Annotated in this window: 10 protein-coding genes; all 10 read left to right on the forward strand. The window is 50.6% G+C overall.

Features of this window, described 5'->3' with window-relative positions; translation table 11 throughout:
• Positions 1-328: 328 nt before the first annotated feature.
• The 10 genes from MXE41_RS11520 (at position 329) to fliG (ending at position 17,815) form a co-directional block, all read left to right on the forward strand.
• Positions 329-1,483, forward strand: coding sequence for a hypothetical protein (locus tag MXE41_RS11520; protein WP_247100589.1), 1,155 nt, complete (start codon positions 329-331; stop codon positions 1,481-1,483).
• A gap of 335 nt (positions 1,484-1,818) precedes the next feature.
• Positions 1,819-3,714 (forward strand): hypothetical protein, encoded by a 1,896-nt coding sequence (locus MXE41_RS11525; RefSeq protein ID WP_247100590.1) that lies wholly within the window; start codon positions 1,819-1,821, stop codon positions 3,712-3,714.
• A gap of 801 nt (positions 3,715-4,515) precedes the next feature.
• The gene (locus MXE41_RS11530; protein WP_247100591.1) at positions 4,516-5,277 is read left to right on the forward strand and encodes a hypothetical protein; all 762 of its coding nucleotides are present in this window, start codon (positions 4,516-4,518) and stop codon (positions 5,275-5,277) included.
• A 341-nt stretch (positions 5,278-5,618) separates the two neighbouring features.
• Positions 5,619-6,134, forward strand: coding sequence for a hypothetical protein (locus tag MXE41_RS11535; protein ID WP_247100592.1), 516 nt, complete (start codon positions 5,619-5,621; stop codon positions 6,132-6,134).
• Positions 6,135-6,591: 457 nt separating this feature from the next.
• Entirely contained in the window at positions 6,592-7,782 is a 1,191-nt protein-coding gene (gene tyrS, locus MXE41_RS11540) for a tyrosine--tRNA ligase (protein WP_247100593.1), read from the forward strand.
• A gap of 404 nt (positions 7,783-8,186) precedes the next feature.
• Positions 8,187-8,855, forward strand: coding sequence for a ribose-5-phosphate isomerase RpiA (rpiA, locus tag MXE41_RS11545; RefSeq protein WP_247100594.1), 669 nt, complete (start codon positions 8,187-8,189; stop codon positions 8,853-8,855).
• A 602-nt stretch (positions 8,856-9,457) separates the two neighbouring features.
• On the forward strand, positions 9,458-10,780 hold the full coding sequence (locus MXE41_RS11550; protein WP_247100595.1) for an exo-alpha-sialidase: 1,323 nt from the start codon (positions 9,458-9,460) through the stop codon (positions 10,778-10,780).
• Positions 10,781-13,985: 3,205 nt separating this feature from the next.
• Positions 13,986-14,498, forward strand: a complete 513-nt coding sequence (gene fliE / locus MXE41_RS11555; protein ID WP_246976821.1) for a flagellar hook-basal body complex protein FliE — start codon at positions 13,986-13,988, stop codon at positions 14,496-14,498.
• 23 nt (positions 14,499-14,521) lie between these two features.
• The gene (gene fliF, locus MXE41_RS11560; RefSeq protein WP_246976824.1) at positions 14,522-16,456 is read left to right on the forward strand and encodes a flagellar basal-body MS-ring/collar protein FliF; all 1,935 of its coding nucleotides are present in this window, start codon (positions 14,522-14,524) and stop codon (positions 16,454-16,456) included.
• 348 nt (positions 16,457-16,804) lie between these two features.
• Entirely contained in the window at positions 16,805-17,815 is a 1,011-nt protein-coding gene (gene fliG, locus MXE41_RS11565) for a flagellar motor switch protein FliG (protein WP_348647436.1), read from the forward strand.
• Positions 17,816-18,809 lie beyond the last annotated feature (994 nt).

Genomic DNA, 18,809 nt, shown 5'->3' on the forward strand with positions numbered 1-18,809 from the left:
ATTTACCATCATGACCCCCTGCTAACTTTCTTCCAAAACTACACTATATTAACCTGCTATGTAAATCACATACATTTATAAACATCTATTGTTTAGGGCTTCTACGTAAACATTGTCCGTCTATATGAATTAAAAGTTTTATAAAGTATATGTATATATAGTCAAACATGCTGTCGACTGACATATATCAGGTCGTCAGTCAGTTAATGTCAATTATGCCGCTGATTTGGTAAAGCAGGATTGAATAAGCGGTTATCAGAAGACTGATGGTCAGGAAACATAAGAAAGTTGCATATTCTGACCATTAAAAAGCTAAAGCGAGGTTCACATGCGAAGAGACCTGATAGTAGGCGGAAGTATTGCTGATTTGGTACCTGTTGGTATTGACGGGCGTTATGTTTACAGCAGTGCCGAGTCTTTCAGAGATGCTCTGATTTTTAACAGAAAGTCCGAAAGTGATTTCAGCCGTAACCTTGCCATACCTCAGGTTTCACTCGATGGAAGTCATATAGACTGGTATGTTCCTTTCGAGCCTGCAGCCGATAAGGGCAGCCATGATATAGTTTCATGGCATGATGCCAGTGAAGGGCTCAGGAGCCATGCCATCGAGGTGTTTGCCCGTATGGAAACAGCCCTTACTATTTTGGGACGTAGCATGGCGCGTCAGGCAAGTCAGAGTTCAGGAAGTACTGTGTCGCGCTTTCTTGAGCACACCAGTAGCCGCTTTCTGCCAGCTCTTCACTTCCCGGGACCTGAAAATATCTACTTTATAGATGGTATTCCGGTGATAACATTCTGGGGCTTTACCAGAAATATGAAGACGCTTTCACAGTCTCCTTTCGCCTGCCTGACTCAAGTATCTTCAGATGAGCTCAATGCCGCTGATAATACCCCTGTGTTTAAACCTGTGTCCGGTTCCTATACCGTCAGCAGTGATGATGACAGTACTGATGAGCAGTCATTACACTCAGATGCTAATGAGGCTCTTAATGACAGCAGCGGTACCAGTAAGGATCTTAATAATGAAGCTTCTTGTGAGGAGAAATGCAGTGACGCCAGGGCCGAAGTCCGCTCTGCTGGCGGTGCTGTCAAGAGTCGCAATATAAAAGATGAAAGATCATCTTCAGTTTCCAGGGCTGTCCTTACTCTTGCTGCTGCAGTTTTTCTCCTGACTGCAGTGCTGCTGTTAAAGTTCCTTGGTGTGTTTGACAGTGGCAACTCACCATCGGGCACCAGTTCTGCTGTGGACAGCACTGCAGTTGAAAAAACTTCAAATGACAGTACTGCAGCTGAGAATCAGATTTACCTTGATCCTTACTATCAGGATGATTCGGCTCATGAATCGGCAAATTCGGATAAGGTGAGCGATGCTCAGTCATCAGAAAAAAAATCTGAAAACGAAGGATCTGAAAATGAGATGTACCTTTCAGAGAAGTATCTGAACTCTCAGAGCAGTGAGCCAGAAAACAGCAAGGGCAACTGACGTGGTACAGGCTCACATGATGTTAATCCTGACAATATGATGCAAGTCCAGTCCATGGCGGACAATCCTGCCCCGGCAGGTCTACCTGAGGAGATGATGGCAGATCTAAGCATGGACGGTCATCATTAGCAGATGATGTCAGAACTGTGCAGGAGATAAATATGTCATCAGTGTGCTTATCAATAATAAATGTCCCTTATTGAGGGGCCGGAGCTTGCTTTCCGGAAACAGAAATATATGCTTGTCTTAATGACAGGATTTTATTGGTTATAAAACGAACAGAGGGCTGCGTAACCTCAACTGTTTAACAGCAGAGGCTGGTGCGCTGAAATTTTATGAATCATAAACTGCTTGATACTATCAACATCACGGGCTATGTTCCGGTCGGTTACGGTAATGATCGTGTTTACAATATGGCAGAGCAATTTATTAAATCTCTGTCTTTATCGTCTGTACCACATGATCAGATTAATTACTTGGCCCGTCCTGTACTTCATTCTGATGGCAGTACCATAGACTGGGAAATTCCTTTTGATTCTAAAAAGGCTGATGGCAGCTATATGAAGGTAAAGTGGACGGCTGCAACTCCTGAGGAGCGCGCAGCTGCACTTTCAAAGCTCAATGAGTTTGAGCGAAATCTGATCATCGCTGCCAATGAGTCCAGACGAACCAAGGAAGATACTCTGTTTGTAAGCTTTCTTTCAGGCGATCAGAGCAGCCGTAAGCTCAATGCCATTCACTTCCCAGGCAAGGAGTATGTCTACATTGTTGATGGCTTGCCTGTTGTTACCATGTGGGGCTTCCTCAAGGATAATAATGACACTGAAGTCCTGCCTTTTAACCGTCTTAAAGAGGTGGTTCCAAACTATACCGGAGGCGCTTATTTTACTCCGCCTCCACGTCCTGAGGCCCCAGTGCCTCCTGCAGCTCCTGTTGCTGAGGCCGCTCCTGCTGCAGCCGCTGCTGCTCCGGCTCAGGAGCCGGTACAGCAGGGAAGTGCCTGCACCAGACACAGATGCTGTGCTCCATTTTTAGCAGGCGGAATCTTTGCCGGTCATACACTGTGCTGGCTGATTTTCTTCCTTTTACTGCTTCTGCTCCTCATTCCGCTTCTTACATGGCTGCTGTGGAAATACTTCGGTCTGTTTGCCGGCCTGCTCAACCCATGGTTTGGAGCCCCGGAGCTTCCGGCTCCTGACTTGAATCCTCCAGGTATTGAGGCTCCGCTTGATCCAGCCCAGGACAAGGCTGCAGAGGAACCTCCTGCAGAGGAGCCTTTACCAGAAGAACCTTTACCAGAAGAACCTCTGGGCAATGCGGGCTCAAGTATACCGGCTGCAGGCCTTAATGGCGGCGGCATCGGTGGATCTGCTGGTGGCCCAGGCGCAGGCGGCGCCGGTGGTGTTGGCGCTCCAGACGCAGGCGGCGCCGGTGGTGTTGGCGCTCCAGGCGCAGGCGGTGCTGGTGGTGTTGGCGCTCCAGACGCAGGCGGCGCCGGTGGTGTTGGCGCTCCAGGCGCAGGCGGTGCTGGTGGTGTTGGCGCTCCAGGCGCAGGCGGCGCCGGTGATGCCGGTGCCCCAGGCGCAGGCGGCGCTGGTGATGTTGGCGCTCCAGGCGCAGGCGGTGCCGGTGGTGTTGGCGCTCCAGGCGCAGGCGGCGCTGGTGATGCCGGTGCTGCAGCTCCTGGTAGGCTTCCACCTCCAGATCCTGCAATGCCAGCTCAGCAGGACACGGCTGCTGCAAAAGCTGCAGAGCGCCAGGCCGCTATTGATGCTGCACGTGCAGCTGAAGAGCAGGCTTTAAATCCAAATGCTGCCCGTAAACCTGTGGCTCCACCAGATCCTGTTATGCCGTCCGGTGCTCAGAGCCTGTCTTTTGACAAGCAGGAACTGCAAAGCAAGGGCGTATCAGTGCTCAATGGAGACTGGAACACCAGATCTCCTCTTATGGACAGCGCTAATGGCAAGCCACTGCAGATGGCCTACAAGTTCAATGATGGTAAGGGTGAAATAACTGTTACCCGTCCAAATGGCGCAAAGTGTACAGCTCCTATTACAGCTGCACTAAAGGGCCAGGACGTTGTTATTGAAAACGGCGGTAAGGCTGTATGCCCTGACAACAGCACCTATCAGCTGCCACAGGTCAAGTGCACCCCTGATACCAATGGCAAGGTAAACTGCACCGGCCAGAATGGTAATCAGCGCTTCCCTATTACTCTGTTCAGCAAATAGGCGACAATTCTGCCAGGTAATTAGCCAGCTCCTGGGCATAATCATCCCTGACAGCACTGCACCTCATCTGCCAGGGAGTGAACCTGTGCCTGGGCATAAGAAGCGCTGACAGCGCCGCACCGCATGGTGCTGCCACGGCCCTTGCTTAATCTGATGAGCGCAGGCTGGCTCTGCAAGGGGCAGCCTGGTACGGCCTGTTTCGCCTGGTGCCTTAATATGGGCATGGTGAGGCCAGGGTGCTCCAGGTTATGCATGGCTCAATATTTGTTGCCTGATGAAGCCTGGTAGAGGCAGTGATATTGGCGGTGCTGATATCTGCAAAGCGGTGTGAGTGCCGCGTTTATGAATTATTGTCCAGACAGATTGCACTCAGAGCTGCCAGAGCAGTTTTCTGGATGGCGGCTGTCTGGATTTTTTATCTTTGCAGCTGTGCAAAGCTGGTTGAGGTTTACTGAGCGCTCCACTTTGGAGTGAGGTAGCCTTGCTTTGCGTCTGCATGGCAAATACAGGCACGTTTATGATTTATAACTGTCACTTTAGACAGGTAATATTCTGTGCCCGGTGTTATACTTAACAGGTGCTCAAAACCCGCTGTTTAAGCCATTTGTTGCTGACAGAGCGGGAGGGTGTTACAGACTGTTAAATCAGTTTTATGCATTCATTACAGCACCGTCAGACAGGATGGATTGTGACTTAGTGGTAATCGCTGCGTCCACCTGAATTGCTCTCCGGCAGATATGTGCTGAGCAGGCACATAAATAATCTTCCGGAAGCGATCTAAAACAAATTGGAGAGTATTTAATGTCATTCAAGAAGACTGTTATGGCTGCTGCCCTGTCAGCATGCCTGGCTCTTACCGGCTGTAATTCCACCAGTGGTTCTTCTTCATCATCATCAGGCGGCAATGCAGACCCTCGTCTGACCAATAAGGAGTTTAATGTTGAGGGCTCTTCTTACGGAGTTGCCTGTCTTACCGGTGCTGCAGTTGTCGGCGTAGGCTGTCTGCTGTTAAAGGGTGGCAAGAAGCAGGCTTGTATAGCAGCAGCTGCACTTGGCTGTGGTGCTGCCATGGGTGCCAATGCTCTGATGGATAAACTTCGCTCCAACTATCACTCCAGAGAGCAGCAGCTTGACGGTCTGATTGCCACTATGGAAGAGAGCCGCCAGAAGGCTGCCATGATGGCCTCAACAGCACAGGCTGTATATTCCGAGGATCAGGAAAAATTCAAGAAGCTGCAGGCTCAGATCAAGAAGAGTCAGGCTGACCGTGCAGAAGTAGAAAAGACTGTTGCCCGCTATGATGCCAATATCAAGATTCTCAAGGAGAACCTTGATTATCACAACAAGACCCTTGCAAGCTACAAGGAAGTTCGTGATGAGATTGCCGCTGAGGGGCAGCTGACTGCTCAGGAGAAGCAGCGTATTCAGGAATGCGACAAGCAGATTAAGCGTCTGCAGAGATCCATTGAGGAAATCCAGCTGGCCTACAACAGCTACTCTGAGGACTCCAACGTACTGCACCTGACTCTTGAAAAGGGTACAGAGGTAGGCAAGGCGGCCTGATCCTGATGCCATTTCATTAAACTGCGCCATGCATGTCCATGCCCGGACATCCAGTCCAGTCATGGACATGCAGCTGCACGAACTTGCGTCCCAGGAATGGACAGGCAGCTGCAGGAAATGCCATGCCATACCCCCTGTCTGCGCTTGCGGCTCATTAAGGGGCATGCAGTACTTAAGGGCCCTTAAGGGGGAACGCAGCACTTGCTGTCCTGTAAGGGGCGTGCAGAGCTTGCAGCGGCGCAGCTTTAATACCGATTTGAAGAATAACTTTACTCAGTCCTTAAATGGACTGATGCAGCAGGCGTTACTTAGTGTCTGCTGTTCAACTGCAGGTTAAAACCATGTTCAAGGTAAACAAATTATCCGGCGGTCTTAAGCTTACCGCTATGGCCTTATCAGCTTCATTACTTCTTTCTGCCTGTGCCTCTACTCCTGAGGAGTGTGACCCAAGCCAGGATCAGGGTTTCTTTGGCAAAATGGGATGTCTGACTACCGGTTCTTACGGTCAGCGTGTTGAGGCCAAGGAAAAGAAAGTAGAAGAGCTTAAGGCTGAAGCCGCCCAGCTCAATCTGATTGCCCGTGAAATCCTTGAAAAGGATCGTCAGCTCATGGGCAGCTATTCTGAGCGTACTGCCGTTCTTGATAAGGCCCGCTCCGATCTTTATAACATCGAATCCCGTCTTGCCAGCAAGAAGGCTCTGACTGCTGATCTGCAGGACAAGCTGGCCAGCGCCCGTGATCAGATTATGACCATGAACACCAAAGCTGCAGCCAGCCAGACTGTTGCTCAGAAAGAAAAGCAGGTCAAGGAGCTCGAAGCTCAGCTGCAGGAACTGCAGGCTGCCATGGTTCAGTAGTCACTGTTGATGCTGCATATACATGTCCTTAAAAGGTCATGAGCAATAGCCCGTAGCTGAGAGGTTACGGGCTTTTGTTTTATCAGGGCCGTACTGACAGAGTATTATGAGTCGGCCGCGTGAGCGTCGTGGACATGCCTTTATGCTCCAGTATTGCTAACCAGGTCGTACCTTTGGCTTGTCGTGGGGCTGTTACCTGGTAATTGACCAGTGCCCGGCCATAATCTGGCACCATGCTGCCACTGAAAATGGGGAAGGGCTGAGTGCTGAGCTGCAATTGATGTCCCGGTTGTAGGGCAGGAGGCATTGATAGTTATCGCCCGCAGCGCTGTGATATACTCATTCGCTGAAAAAATCCGGGTTTGTCCTTTTTAAATGCTGTAACGCTGTGTGCTGACTGCGGGGACGCCGGGTATTGTCTATTTTGCCCATAAGTTGGTTGCTGACAGGAGAAAACATGACAGCGGTTGAAGATGCACTGCGCGAAATTGCCCGTGGTGCTCAGGAAATCATTCCTTTAGACGAGCTGAAGAAGAAGCTGGAGAGCGGTCGTGAGCTCATCATCAAGCTGGGTATGGATCCTACTGCTCCGGATATCCACCTTGGCCATACCGTTATCCTCAACAAGCTGCGTACTTTCCAGAATCTTGGTCACAAGGTAATTCTTATTATCGGTGACTTCACCGCCTCTGTAGGTGATCCTTCTGGTAAGAACTCCACCCGTCCACAGTTATCCCGTGAGCAGATCATGGCCAATGCTCAGACCTATGCCGAGCAGGCTTTCAAGGTTCTGGACAGGGAAAAGACCGAGATCCGTTACAACTCCGAGTGGCTGGGTGCTCTGGGCGCTGAGGGTATGATTCGCCTTGCTGCCAAGCTTACCGTAGCCCGTATGCTCGAGCGTGAAGACTTCACCAAGCGCTATCAGTCAGGTCAGCCAATTGCTATCCACGAGTTTCTCTACCCTCTGCTGCAGGGCTACGACAGTGTAGTCTTAAAGGCTGACGTAGAGCTCGGTGGTACCGATCAGAAGTTCAACCTGCTCATGGGCCGTGAGCTTCAGAAGGATGCCGGCCTTGAGCAGCAGTGCGTTCTTATGATGCCTCTGCTCGTCGGTCTGGACGGCGTCAAGAAGATGTCCAAGTCCGCCCACAACTACATCGGTGTGCACGATGCCCCAGGTGACATGTTTGGCAAGATCATGAGTCTGTCAGATGAGCTCATGTGGTCTTACTTTGACCTGCTCTCATTCCGTCCACTGACTGAGATTGAGGAGCTTAAGCGCAAGTGCACCTCTGGTGAAATGAATCCACGTGATGCCAAGATGGAGCTGGGCCGCGAAATTGTTGCCCGCTATCATGGCGATCAGGCTGGCGACGATGCCGTTCAGGGCTTTATCAACCAGTTTGCCAAGGGCGCTCTGCCTGAGGAAATGGATGAGTTTACCTTTGAAAACGTCCAGTCCCTGGCCAACATGCTCAAGGATGCAGGCATGGTTGCCTCCACCTCTGAGGCTCTGCGCATGATCAAGCAGAATGCCGTCAAGTGCGACGGCAAGGTAGTTACCGATCCTAAGGCTGAAGTGCCAAAGGGCACCATGGTCTACCAGGTAGGAAAGCGTCGCTACGCACGCATTACCGTCAAATAATATTCAGGCACCATGCATTTGAGCAGCCGACAATCAGCAATACTTTCAATATCTCATATCTGCAGTGCGCCATAGCAGGCATCAGGCTGATGCATGACATCAAGCTTGTGCCTGACATCAGGCTGATGCCAGACATCAGCCTGCCAGACTGACTGCCTGCGGCAGCAGCCAGGTTGATGGCGTGCATCCATAATGTGGAGCTGGCTTTACTCATATTGGGCGGACGGTCCATATATGGAGCAGGCAGATGTTCTTGCAAAGCAAGTTCGGGATATAAATGAAAGTAAATTGCGGCTGCACTTTGAAGTGCATTTATGTGCGCTAAAATATGCCCACCCTGTGTAATGGAGTTTCATTACCGGTGGGCTTTTTTCTTTGGTTTGAAGCTATTATTGAGGTTGGAAATGGCTAAGACTCAGGACGAGTTAAAGGAAATGGTGGCCTTAAAGGCTCTGGATTTCATTCCTGAAAATGGAATTTTGGGCGTGGGTTCTGGCTCAACCGTAGTCAAGTTCATCAAAGCCATTCAGGCTCAGGGCATAAAGGTGCAGGCAGCTGTTTCCAGCTCCAATGCCACCACCGCCCTGCTTGAGGAAATTGGCGTAAAGGTGCTCGATCCTAACAGCTGTGAGCCATATGATGTCTACATCGACGGCGCCGATGAAATCAATGATGATTTTGAAATGATCAAGGGCGGCGGTGCCTGTCTGACCCGTGAGAAGATTCTGGCCTCCATGGCCAGAACCTTTGTCTGCATTGTAGACAAGTCCAAGCTCGTTAATACCCTGGGCAAGTTCCCTCTGCCTGTTGAGGTTATCCCTATGGCCCGTGAGCAGGTTGCCCGTACTCTGCGTACCCTCGGTGGTAATCCTGTGCTGCGTGAGGGCTGCATTACCGATAACGGCTGCGAGATTCTCGATGTCCATGGCCTGTCCATTACTGCAGCCAAAGAGCTTGAAACCGCCATTAATGCCATTCCTGGTGTAGTAACTGTTGGTCTGTTCGCTGCCCGTGGCGCTGATGTAGTGCTCTATGCCACCGATGAAGGCGTACAGGAGCGCCGTCGCCAGTAAAACAGGGTGCAGGCCCGCTGTTCAGGTTTTATCCATCAACGAAAGTGGCAGCTGATGCTGCACAGGATAATGACGGATCCGCATCAGCGTCCCCGGGCTTCATGAGCTCAATGGGGCCAGCCCCTCCAGGAGCTCAGCTGGCTGCAGCCTATCGAGAAGCTAAATGGAGCCACTCCTGGAGATCAGCTGGCTGCAGCCCAGCGTGATGCTCAATGGGGCCAGGGGCCGATGTGTGCACGTGACTCCAGTGCGTCCATGGATTCCAGTGCACAAGGTGGCGCCGTGAGCTGTCTGGGGCAGGCAGCTGGCAACTGTAACTTTGCGCTTATATTCCTTAAAGATTAAAGGGTCTGCGATCCCCGTTGGGGCGGCAGGCCCTTAATCTTTTATGACTGTCACAGTTTGAACAGTTGACCAGTAAAAATCATATGGGCGCGTACTGGTAATGGCATAATAGAATCGATGTTTTATGTTTGCAGCGCGGTATCTTTATTCTTCATGTACTGTGCAGCGACAAGCCTGTGCCTTTTTGTGCTGCCCTGAATGCAGGGGGTAAGTCTGCCCTGAGCATCGGTGCTGCCATGACTGATTAAGGTGGTCATATGATTAATGTTCATGAGGTATTCAGCACCTCTATCACTCTCGACGAGGTCGAAAGAGCCAACCAGGAGTTTGAGCAGACTTCCAGCGATCCCTCTGACAAGGCCGTACGACTGTGTCATGCCAGTACTCTCCTGCCATTGCAGTATGAGCGTTTTGGACATGCCTTTATCCCTTTCAGCCCTATGTTATGTGCTTTTTATGCAGGATCAGATCAGGACAAGGGCGATACCTCAATTTATGTAGTACGTATTGAGGCAGATGGCAGTCATTCATCAGTGCAGAAGCTGGCCTGTCCACAGCTCAATCAGCACAGCCACTCCACTCCTGTCATGTTCTATCTCAATCAGGGTGAGAGCATGCGTGCCCGCCGCAGGGGCGAGGGCGGTCATCTGATCGACACAGCTGCAGGCAAGGCACCAACTGTTGCAGATACTCTTATTGCTGAGGCTCAGAAACTCTATCCTTCTATGGATATCAAGGGCACTGACGAGTCCATCATTGCTCTGGTCTACAAGGCAGGCAAGGCTGACAGCGCCACTGTAAGCTATCTGAGCATGAGCTTTAATGATGGCAGGCACTTTATTACCCCACGTGAGATGGTTCCTGACACAGCAGTCAAAGGTCGTGGACCTGTCCGTACCAAGCCATACCTGGTCCGTAAAGGTCCTTATGCCGGACGTGTCATCATGCCTTGCTCTGTAGACAGCAATGAAGGCCTGGCCTTTGTTGATTACAGTGATGATGATCTGCGTACTCTGCACCAGAGTAATGAAATTACTCCTAGTACCGAGCTCAAGGAAGCATCTGCAAAAGCTGTTTTTGCCAATGGTGTAGTTCAGGCAGCTCTGTTTGAGGATCTGGGCAATCACGCTACAGAAGACAATGATCTGAGTTCCCTTGGCAAGGAAGAACTTGAGCAGAAGCTTTCCCGCGTCCATATGATTATGAGTGCCCGTGGCAGTCAGGTCTATGTAGCCGACAGCGAGGACGCCGGCAGCACCTTCTCTGAGCCATATGCAGTGCCTCTGTATAACAATCTGGCCGGCATTGACTGCGTTACCTACATGAACCGTCTTCTGGTCTGCGGCAAACTGGTAACTGACAAGGACAAGTGCGATCCTGAGGCTGGTGCTCCACTTGCTATATATGTATCCAGCGATGGCAGGAGCTTTACCGAGCTGCTGCGTCTTGAGGATGAGCCAAAGGGAGTGTTCACCTCACCATACATGCAGGTGGACCGTCGTCACCATCTGCTCTATGTCTGCTACACCGACCACCGTAAGGCCATCAAGATTCGTATCTTCCGCCTGCTCAAGTCCTGATTTGCGGAAAATTAGACAGCCGCCAGGCAACAAAGCCATAAGACAGTGTGCAAAGGGCAACGTGCAACGTGCAATGCGCACAGCCCCCGGCAGCTCACCAGTGCGCCATAACAGCAGCCTTACGGGCCAAAAGACCGTATCGTATTGTATGGCGCAGAGCGCCTTGCATCTGACCTCTTGCAGCCAGTGCTTTAGCCTGCATCCTTATCAAAGGCCCCAGGCTCATGGCTCAGACACATAATATTCCCTTAAAGGTGTGCAGACCGTGCGCTACAGATCTGATGAACTGCAGAGCCGATAAACTGCAGCGCATCGTCAGCACCTGATATGAAAAAAGCCTCATTTATGAGGCTTTTTTCATGCCCGGACTCCGCATATCTGACATGTACAGGCGATCTGCAACGGGCCAGCTCAGTTAAGACAGCAACATGGGCCAGGCAGTACCGTCCCTCATACTGAGCTTCAGACTTATTGGCCAAGTAAGGCAGCGCTGCTGCCTGTGCATTAGTTGCACTGCAGTTGTTGCTGCACACAGTCATTGCAGAAAAGTGAGCGTGGCTGTACGTCATTGCTTCAATGACAGGACATGTCCCCGGGCATTTAGACAGGCTTTATGAGTGCAGGCGCTGTCCCTGTCCCTGGGCATGTGCAGTGGCTATATGGTGGCAGACCCTGTCCCTGGGCATGTGCAGCGGCTTTTGGGGAAGGCTCTGTCTCTTGGGGCGAGTGTCTATATGAGTGCAGTACCTGTCACTGAATAAGGGCCATTAGTGCGCAAAATACTGACACCAGGTCGGGGAACATGCCTGGCTGTTCCCAGCCCCTGCAGTGACTTGCAGGGCAACCGCCAGCAGGGGGCCTGTCATTATGGCTGTGTTGAGTTTATGACCTTTCATTCGGGGCATGCAGTACTACGGCCGCAGAGCGGCCCTGGGGTCATTGAGCATGAACTCTTCCCTTTGCTCAGTGCTCTCAGGCCCACTATTGAGTGACATCACTGAATATTAGCTGCTGTACAGATGAATTTATGGAGCGTCTTTATATTGGCGCATGGGGCTTAGAGGGGATAAAAAACAGTCATTGTCCATGCTGTGAGACATCATCTGGTTCTCTAACCTTATCCGGAGTGGGGTGTCCCAGGTTTTGCCAGGTAAAACCAGGTGAATGTTGAGGCAGATGCAGCAGTTGCGACGGTGTGCACGCATCAAGATGCATACCTGTCAGAAATATGAAGCGACAGTAAGGGCCTGGTTACTTGCAATATCTGGCTATCAGCCTGACTGGCAGGACCGTCATCATCATATGCATTTGCCCGGCAGTGGCCATAGCAACGGGCATAATGGGATCCAGGATGGGAAAGTGCCTTATCGTCATGATCCTGGTTCTGCGCGGCTGGGCACCAGCTGGTTTGAAGTTGCGTGATTATCAGATGCCTGATAATGCATGGATAGGGATATGTCAGGACAGAACAGAAGCTGGCGTGTGGAGGCGCTGCTGTGCTTTGGCGTTGCAAACGGACGGGAGTTTATATTTGCTGATGGGGAAGACGTGGACTTAATTAATTTTTGAAGATGCTCTCCTGAAAGCGTCAGATGTGTGACAAGCCGTCATATACTGTTATACAAAGCCCCTTAGGCTGTTTTCAGGGAATATACGGGGATCTTAATACCTGCATGGCAGTTAGCCTGATATAACAGTATTGCTCTAAAAGTAATATAAAGTTAGTCTGGAAGTAACCATTACGGTTTTTTCTATGGTAATTTCGCCATATTTGACGCGGGACATGCCAGGTTAATTTTGTTAACTTCCTGTCACACTCAACAATGACAGCCCCTGTCATGGAGCTCAACCTGCCTGGATTTAGTTCAAGGCATAAAGCTGCGTCCATGTCAGTTCTGCGCAGCGTGGCTGACCGGAGTGGCAGAACAGCATGGCTGCTACGATATTACTTAACTTGCGTGGCTGACCGGCCAGGCTGACATGATATTGCTGACCGACATTGTCGGTTCTGAGTCGCTTGCCATTGTATCTGTCCTTGCAGGCGTCTCTGTCCTTACAGACTGCTCTGTCCTTGCAGGCGGCCCTGTCCTTACAGACTGCTCTGTGCATGCTGCCTGTGCTGATGTACACGTCCCATGTCATCAGCACTCTGTACTGTCAGAGTTTATGGCGCAAGGACTTGTCTCAGGATGTTCCTGTAACGGGAGCTGTGATGTACAGATAGCCGTGAGCGGCATTGAGCAGCTCAATGGACGGCACTGCCTGTTTTGCACACCTGGTGTGCATATCCGCTGTCCACATAAGGCCTGCCTGCAGCAGTCTGCCTGCAGCAGTATGTCAGCCAGAACCTTGCTGCGGCCCTCCCTGTACCTGATGCCTGTGAGTTAGCAGGCTCTGAGTCTGGCTGTTATTGGGTTGCGTTGATGTGAGAGCGCGGCCGCAGTCAGAGCAAGGCTGCATCAGCAGAGAAGCTGTGCTTAGCGGCTAGCACAGGTATGTGTACAAGTCCGTGCATACACGTAATTTTCCTGATGCTCAGTAGCTGCGGCTTACCTGCCATATGTCTGCACAGCAGAGCGGAATTACATGCGCCAGGAGGTGAGAGTGCATCGACCGTTGTTGCTATGTCATTATGTACATGCTCTCAGAGGGCGCAGTTTTGTGATTTTTGCAAAAATTTGCGACACAGACCGGGCAATATGATCAGTAAAATATTATAATTGTCAGGATCACCTGTCTGTTTTGTCAGGAGACCGGCTGCCTTTAGGCGGCTTTTTTCGGTTTAGCTTGAAAACATAAGGCCAGAAAGCTCTGCTCCCAGGGTCATCACACAAAGGCTTTTGCCCTGTGCGTCGACACTGATTCTGTACGTCTGCTCTGTGATGCAGTACGTCCAGTGTATGGAGGGCCCATGTGTGCTGTCACCGTGGTGCAGCAGTCAGGAGAAACCCCGGGAGAGATAATGCCTCAGAGTGGCTTTTCCCCAACAATTTTCAGGGCCTGAAAAAGGGGCCCGACAGGTTCTGAAAACCTGCGCTCAAATGCCTCATTTTCTACAGTCGAAAAGCAGTTTTGCTCTAAAATGAACCACAGATAAAGCTGATATATATGCCGTTTTAATGGGTATTTTGGCAGTGTGGCATGCTTTTTGACTTGTATACTGTCAGATTTGATATTTAGTCATTAATCTGACAGGAGCTATAAAATGGGCATCGAACACATTTCCAACAGCGGCTTATTAAGCCAACTTGAGCAGATGAACAGGCAGATGAACGCCATGACTCAGGGTATGGGCACTACCGCTCTAATGCAGGACGGTCGTAACACCTTTGGTCAGATTGGCGGTCACAGCCCTTATTTCGATGGTCAGAGTGCTGCCCGCGCCTTACGCGAAAAGGCCACTGCCAACATCAACGGTACTTTCAACAATGGCGTTGTTGAGAACCGTGATACTGCCAAGGTTTATCAGCCAACCACTTCAGCCGGTCAGTCTGTTGGTGAGTTCAAGCAGCTCTTAAAGGATGCCTTTGAGAACGTAAACGTCATCCAGAATGAATCTGCATCCCTGCAGAGCCGTTTTGACGTAGGTGACCGTTCTGTTACCCTGGCTGACGTGATGATCGCATCCAACAAGTCAAGCTTATCTTTCGAGGCAACTTTACAGATCCGCAACAAACTGGTTGACGCTTATCAGTCAATCATGCAGATGCAGATTTAAACTTTCGTTGTAAAGGATAGAAAATGTCAGAGAATTCATTCCCAGTGGCCGCAGGCTCAAATCCTCAGGAACCTGGCACAGCTCTGGTAAATCAGGCTGATCAGAATCCGGATGATCTCAACAGAACCAATAATGTTGATTCCGATAATGTCGATGGGGATGATGGCGTAGTCAACAATAACCGCATCGGCGGCACCCTGGGCAGCACCGTAAATTCTCCACCGGCTGCTTCCACTTTCAAGGGTCGTGTCTCCGAATTCCTGCGCAATGGTGAGATCTTAAGAAAGCTCATTATTCTGGGCTTCCTGGTCTTATTCCTTACCGGCGCCGTATTTGGCCTGCTTTCACTGCAGTCAAGCTCCCAGTTACAGTCACAGCGCTCACTGGGCCGCTACACTCCAGAAGAGCTGGGCAAGGTTATCGACTTCCTTTCTCTCCAGGGCTTTAACTACACCTTAAACGGTGACAGCATTCTCGTACACGTGGACGATTACAACAAGGTACGTGAAGCCATGCTGCGCAACGGTGTAGCCGTAAACAAGATCGCCGAGCAGGATGCCCTTATTCTCAAGGACAACGGTTTTGGTGTATCCCAGCGTCTGGAATCCGAGCGTATCAAGCACAGCCGTGAGTTACAGCTGGCCAATGCCATCTCCCGTATCAATGGTGTAGAGCACGCCACTGTGTTACTGGCCATTCCACGTGATAATGTCTTCTCACGTGCCCAGCAGCGCCCATCTGCTGCCGTAGTAGTGACATTACAGAACGGTGCTTACCTCTCCCCTGACAACGTAAACTCCATTCGTTTCACTGTAGCCTCCTCTGTCCACAACATGATGGCCAAGGACGTTACTGTGACCGACCAGCATGGTCGTCTGCTGAGCGATCAGAACACCTCTACCAATGGTGATGACCGTCTGCAGAAAGAATTTGAAATGCGTACCCTGCGTGAGGCCCAGTATCGCGACAAGCTCGATACCATCCTCCGCCCTATGCTTGGTGAGGGTAATTACTCTGCCGAAGTTGATGTCACCCTTGACACCACCATCGAAGAGGAAACCCGTCAGTTCTTTAACCCTGACAACCAGTCCGTACGTTCCGAGACTCTGCGCGAGCAGGTAGGTTCCAAGGAAGAAGGCACTCCTTATGGTGTTCCAGGCTCCCTGTCCAACCAGCCACCTGCCAATGCCACCATCCCACAGCAGCTGCGTAATGGCACTGCCATGGAAGGTGAGAGCAATACTCCTCAGAACGAAAGCCGTGAGGCCGTACGTAACTACGAAGTAGACACCACTGTACGTCACACTATCCGTCCTACTAACCTGGTACAGCGTCTGACCGTATCCGTAGCAGTTGACTACATGCGCCAGACAGCTCCTGACGGTTCTGTGAGCTACGTGCCACGCGCTCAGGAAGATCTCGACAAGATCGCAGATCTGGTTCGCGGCGGTCTGGGCTTAAACGAGACCCGTGGCGACTTCGTTAAGGTAGCCAGTGTTTCCTTCCCTCATGATGATATCAAGCCAGCCCTGCCTTGGTGGCAGCAGGAAGCCTTCCTGCGTATCCTGCGCATCGCCGGTGCCGTGCTCATCATCCTGGTACTCGTAGTATTCGTAGTACGCCCAATGATCAACCGCCTGCTCCGTGGCAAGAGCGCCGAAGACCTGGCCTACGAGCAGCAGATGGAGATGGACAATGGTTCAGCCCTGGGTGGTGAGGATGATCTCAACCTGATTGCCGCTCAGAACGAACTGGCCGACCAGATTTACAACATCAACCGTGAAGGTGGCATCGAACTGCCTAACCTGCACCGTGATGAGGATCTGCTCAACGCAGTACGTACCCTGGTATCCAACGAGCCTCAGCTCTCTGCCGAAGTACTCCGTGACTGGATTAACTCCGACATGGCTGACAAGAAGGATAAGAAGAAGGGTAACAAGCCTCCATCAGGCGTTTAAGCTCAAATATCAAAATCTAATCAGGGGGGTGGGGTTCGCCCCGCCCCTTTGTCCGTTCAGGACCTGAACACCTGACCTTTGATACCAGAGTTCAGCTGTTCAGGTGCTGTTGTCACAGCAACAGACAGATTCGTCAAGCTCTTGACAGCCCGGCCCTCCGCCCAAGCCATGCGGCAGTGCCATAACAGCTGCAGGAGAGTGTCAGGGGCTGAGCCCCGGGCACATGATTAATAACACTTTTAGAGGTTTGCTATGTCAGATCGTGCTTTGATGAGACAGGGTGGTGGAAATGCAGGCTATCCTGTACAGCCATCCTCCAATGGCCTTGAGCTGTCCGATGACGAGAAGATGGCTCTGGAGAAGCTCTCCGGTATTGATAAGGCCGCGATCCTGATGCTTTCCCTCTCTGAGGATGATGCCGCTACTCTGTTCCGTAATCTGCAGCCAAAGCAGGTGCAGAAGCTCGGTATCCGCATGGCCGAACTTGAGGATTTCAATCAGGACTCCGTGAACGCCGTTCACAAGACCTTCCTGACCAACATCACCAAGCACTCCAACATCGGTCTTGGTTCCTCTGACTTCGTTAAGAATGCTCTGGTTGCCGCTCTGGGTGAAGACAAGGCCAACAACCTCGTTGACCAGATTTCCATGGGCAGCGGTTCCCACGGTCTGGATTCCCTCAAGTGGATGGACGCCCGTCAGGTTGCTACCATTATCCAGAACGAACACCCTCAGATTCAGACTATTGTTCTGTCCTATCTGGATCCTGAGCAGTCAGCCCAGATTTTAAGTCAGTTCCCTGAGACAGTACGTCTTGACCTTATCATGCGTATTGCTACTCTCGAGGAAGTTCAGCCTGCTGCATTACAGGAACTCAACGAAATTATGGAGAAGCAGTTCGCCGGTTCTGCTGGTACTCAGACAGCCAAGATTGGTGGTCTGAAGTCTGCAGCAAACATCATGAACTACCTGGACAACAACACCGAGACCCAGCTCATGGACGCCATTCAGGCTCAGGACAAGGAAATGGGTCAGCAGATTCAGGACCTCATGTTCGTATTCGAGAACCTCGGTGCTGTGGACGATCGCTCCATTCAGACCCTGCTGCGCGACATTCCAAACGACGTACTGGTCAAGGCCCTCAAGGGTGCCGACGAAGGCCTGCGCGAGAAGTTCTACTCCAATATGTCTACCCGTGCCCGCGAATCACTCAAGGAAGATCTGGAGTCCATGGGTCCTACCAAGATTTCCGACGTCGAGGCAGCTCAGAAGGAAATCCTGGCTATTGCTCACAAGCTGGCCGACTCCGGTCAGATTATGCTGTCCCGTGGTGCAGCCGACAACGACTTCATCGAATAATACATACCTGTGCGGCGTTCACTCCGGCTTTGGCCGGTATTACGCCACACCATGGGCCGGTTCCAGCCTTTGCAACAGGCACCGGCCCAGCGGTTACTGTACTCAACACCTGAATCAGCCATGTGCCGGTTCAGGTGTTTTGTTTTTCATACCTCAAGAAGTACGTACTAAATTTATGTGGGGTGTATATATTTCTGCAAAATCCTATAATTAAGCCATTCCTGATGACAGTAGACTTTCTGCTGAAAGAGCCTTCATTGCTATCTGAACGCGACACCATACTTCTACCGGTTTTTATTAAGGAAGTATGTTTCAGAGGGGCAAAAAGAGCTCAAAAACAGCAAATTATAAGTGCATGCACAAGAAAACAGTAAATTTAAGCGATAAAGCCCCTACCACATTCAAGTGGCTTTTTATACAATGGGCTGACTTTTTACTATAGATAAGCTTAGCGTTAGCTAAGATAATCGTATCGACCCATACCTATACATTAGGTGTGGGTTTTTTTTCGTCTTATCTTGCTTACCTATAGTGTTAGCTGGGGTCTGGCTCTGTACGTACTGTTTAAGTGTGGGGTGTAGATATTTCTACAAAAGCCTGTAATTAAGCCATACCTTGCGACAGGGTAAAGTAGCTTTATCAGGCGCTTCTGGTGATCTGAACCGCACAGCATTCTTCTACCGGTTTTATTAAAGAAGGATGCTTCAGAAAGCCAGAATCAGCAAGAGAAGTTGCTAAAAATCAGTGCATGCACAATAAATCGTCGATTTTTTTCAAAGAACCCCCTACCCCAGTAAAGAGGCGTTCTATAAAATAGTGGCAGTTTTTGTTTTTTATCACCTTAGCTGTTTGCTAAGATGATTGTATTTGCTCATATCTCTTTGAGAGGTATGGGCTTTTTTTATCCTTTCATGTTTCTCAATATGTTGCCCACTCGAAGCTGTAAAATGCTTATCAGCTGCCTTTAAGTCAGGAGGTGACTGGGAGGATGGCT

The sequence above is a fragment of the Anaerobiospirillum sp. NML120449 genome (assembly GCF_023051105.1).
GTDB lineage: Bacteria > Pseudomonadota > Gammaproteobacteria > Enterobacterales > Succinivibrionaceae > Anaerobiospirillum.

Excerpts from the sequence above, each read along its gene's own strand:
- fliE (WP_246976821.1), top strand. The coding sequence starts at position 13,986 with ATGGGCATCGAACACATTTCCAACAGCGGCTTATTAAGCCAACTTGAG.
- tyrS (WP_247100593.1), top strand. The coding sequence starts at position 6,592 with ATGACAGCGGTTGAAGATGCACTGCGCGAAATTGCCCGTGGTGCTCAG.
- rpiA (WP_247100594.1), top strand. The coding sequence starts at position 8,187 with ATGGCTAAGACTCAGGACGAGTTAAAGGAAATGGTGGCCTTAAAGGCT.
- fliF (WP_246976824.1), top strand. The coding sequence starts at position 14,522 with ATGTCAGAGAATTCATTCCCAGTGGCCGCAGGCTCAAATCCTCAGGAA.
- MXE41_RS11530 (WP_247100591.1), top strand. The coding sequence starts at position 4,516 with ATGTCATTCAAGAAGACTGTTATGGCTGCTGCCCTGTCAGCATGCCTG.
- MXE41_RS11535 (WP_247100592.1), top strand. The coding sequence starts at position 5,619 with ATGTTCAAGGTAAACAAATTATCCGGCGGTCTTAAGCTTACCGCTATG.
- MXE41_RS11550 (WP_247100595.1), top strand. The coding sequence starts at position 9,458 with ATGATTAATGTTCATGAGGTATTCAGCACCTCTATCACTCTCGACGAG.
- MXE41_RS11520 (WP_247100589.1), top strand. The coding sequence starts at position 329 with ATGCGAAGAGACCTGATAGTAGGCGGAAGTATTGCTGATTTGGTACCT.
- MXE41_RS11525 (WP_247100590.1), top strand. The coding sequence starts at position 1,819 with ATGAATCATAAACTGCTTGATACTATCAACATCACGGGCTATGTTCCG.
- fliG (WP_348647436.1), top strand. The coding sequence starts at position 16,805 with ATGGCTCTGGAGAAGCTCTCCGGTATTGATAAGGCCGCGATCCTGATG.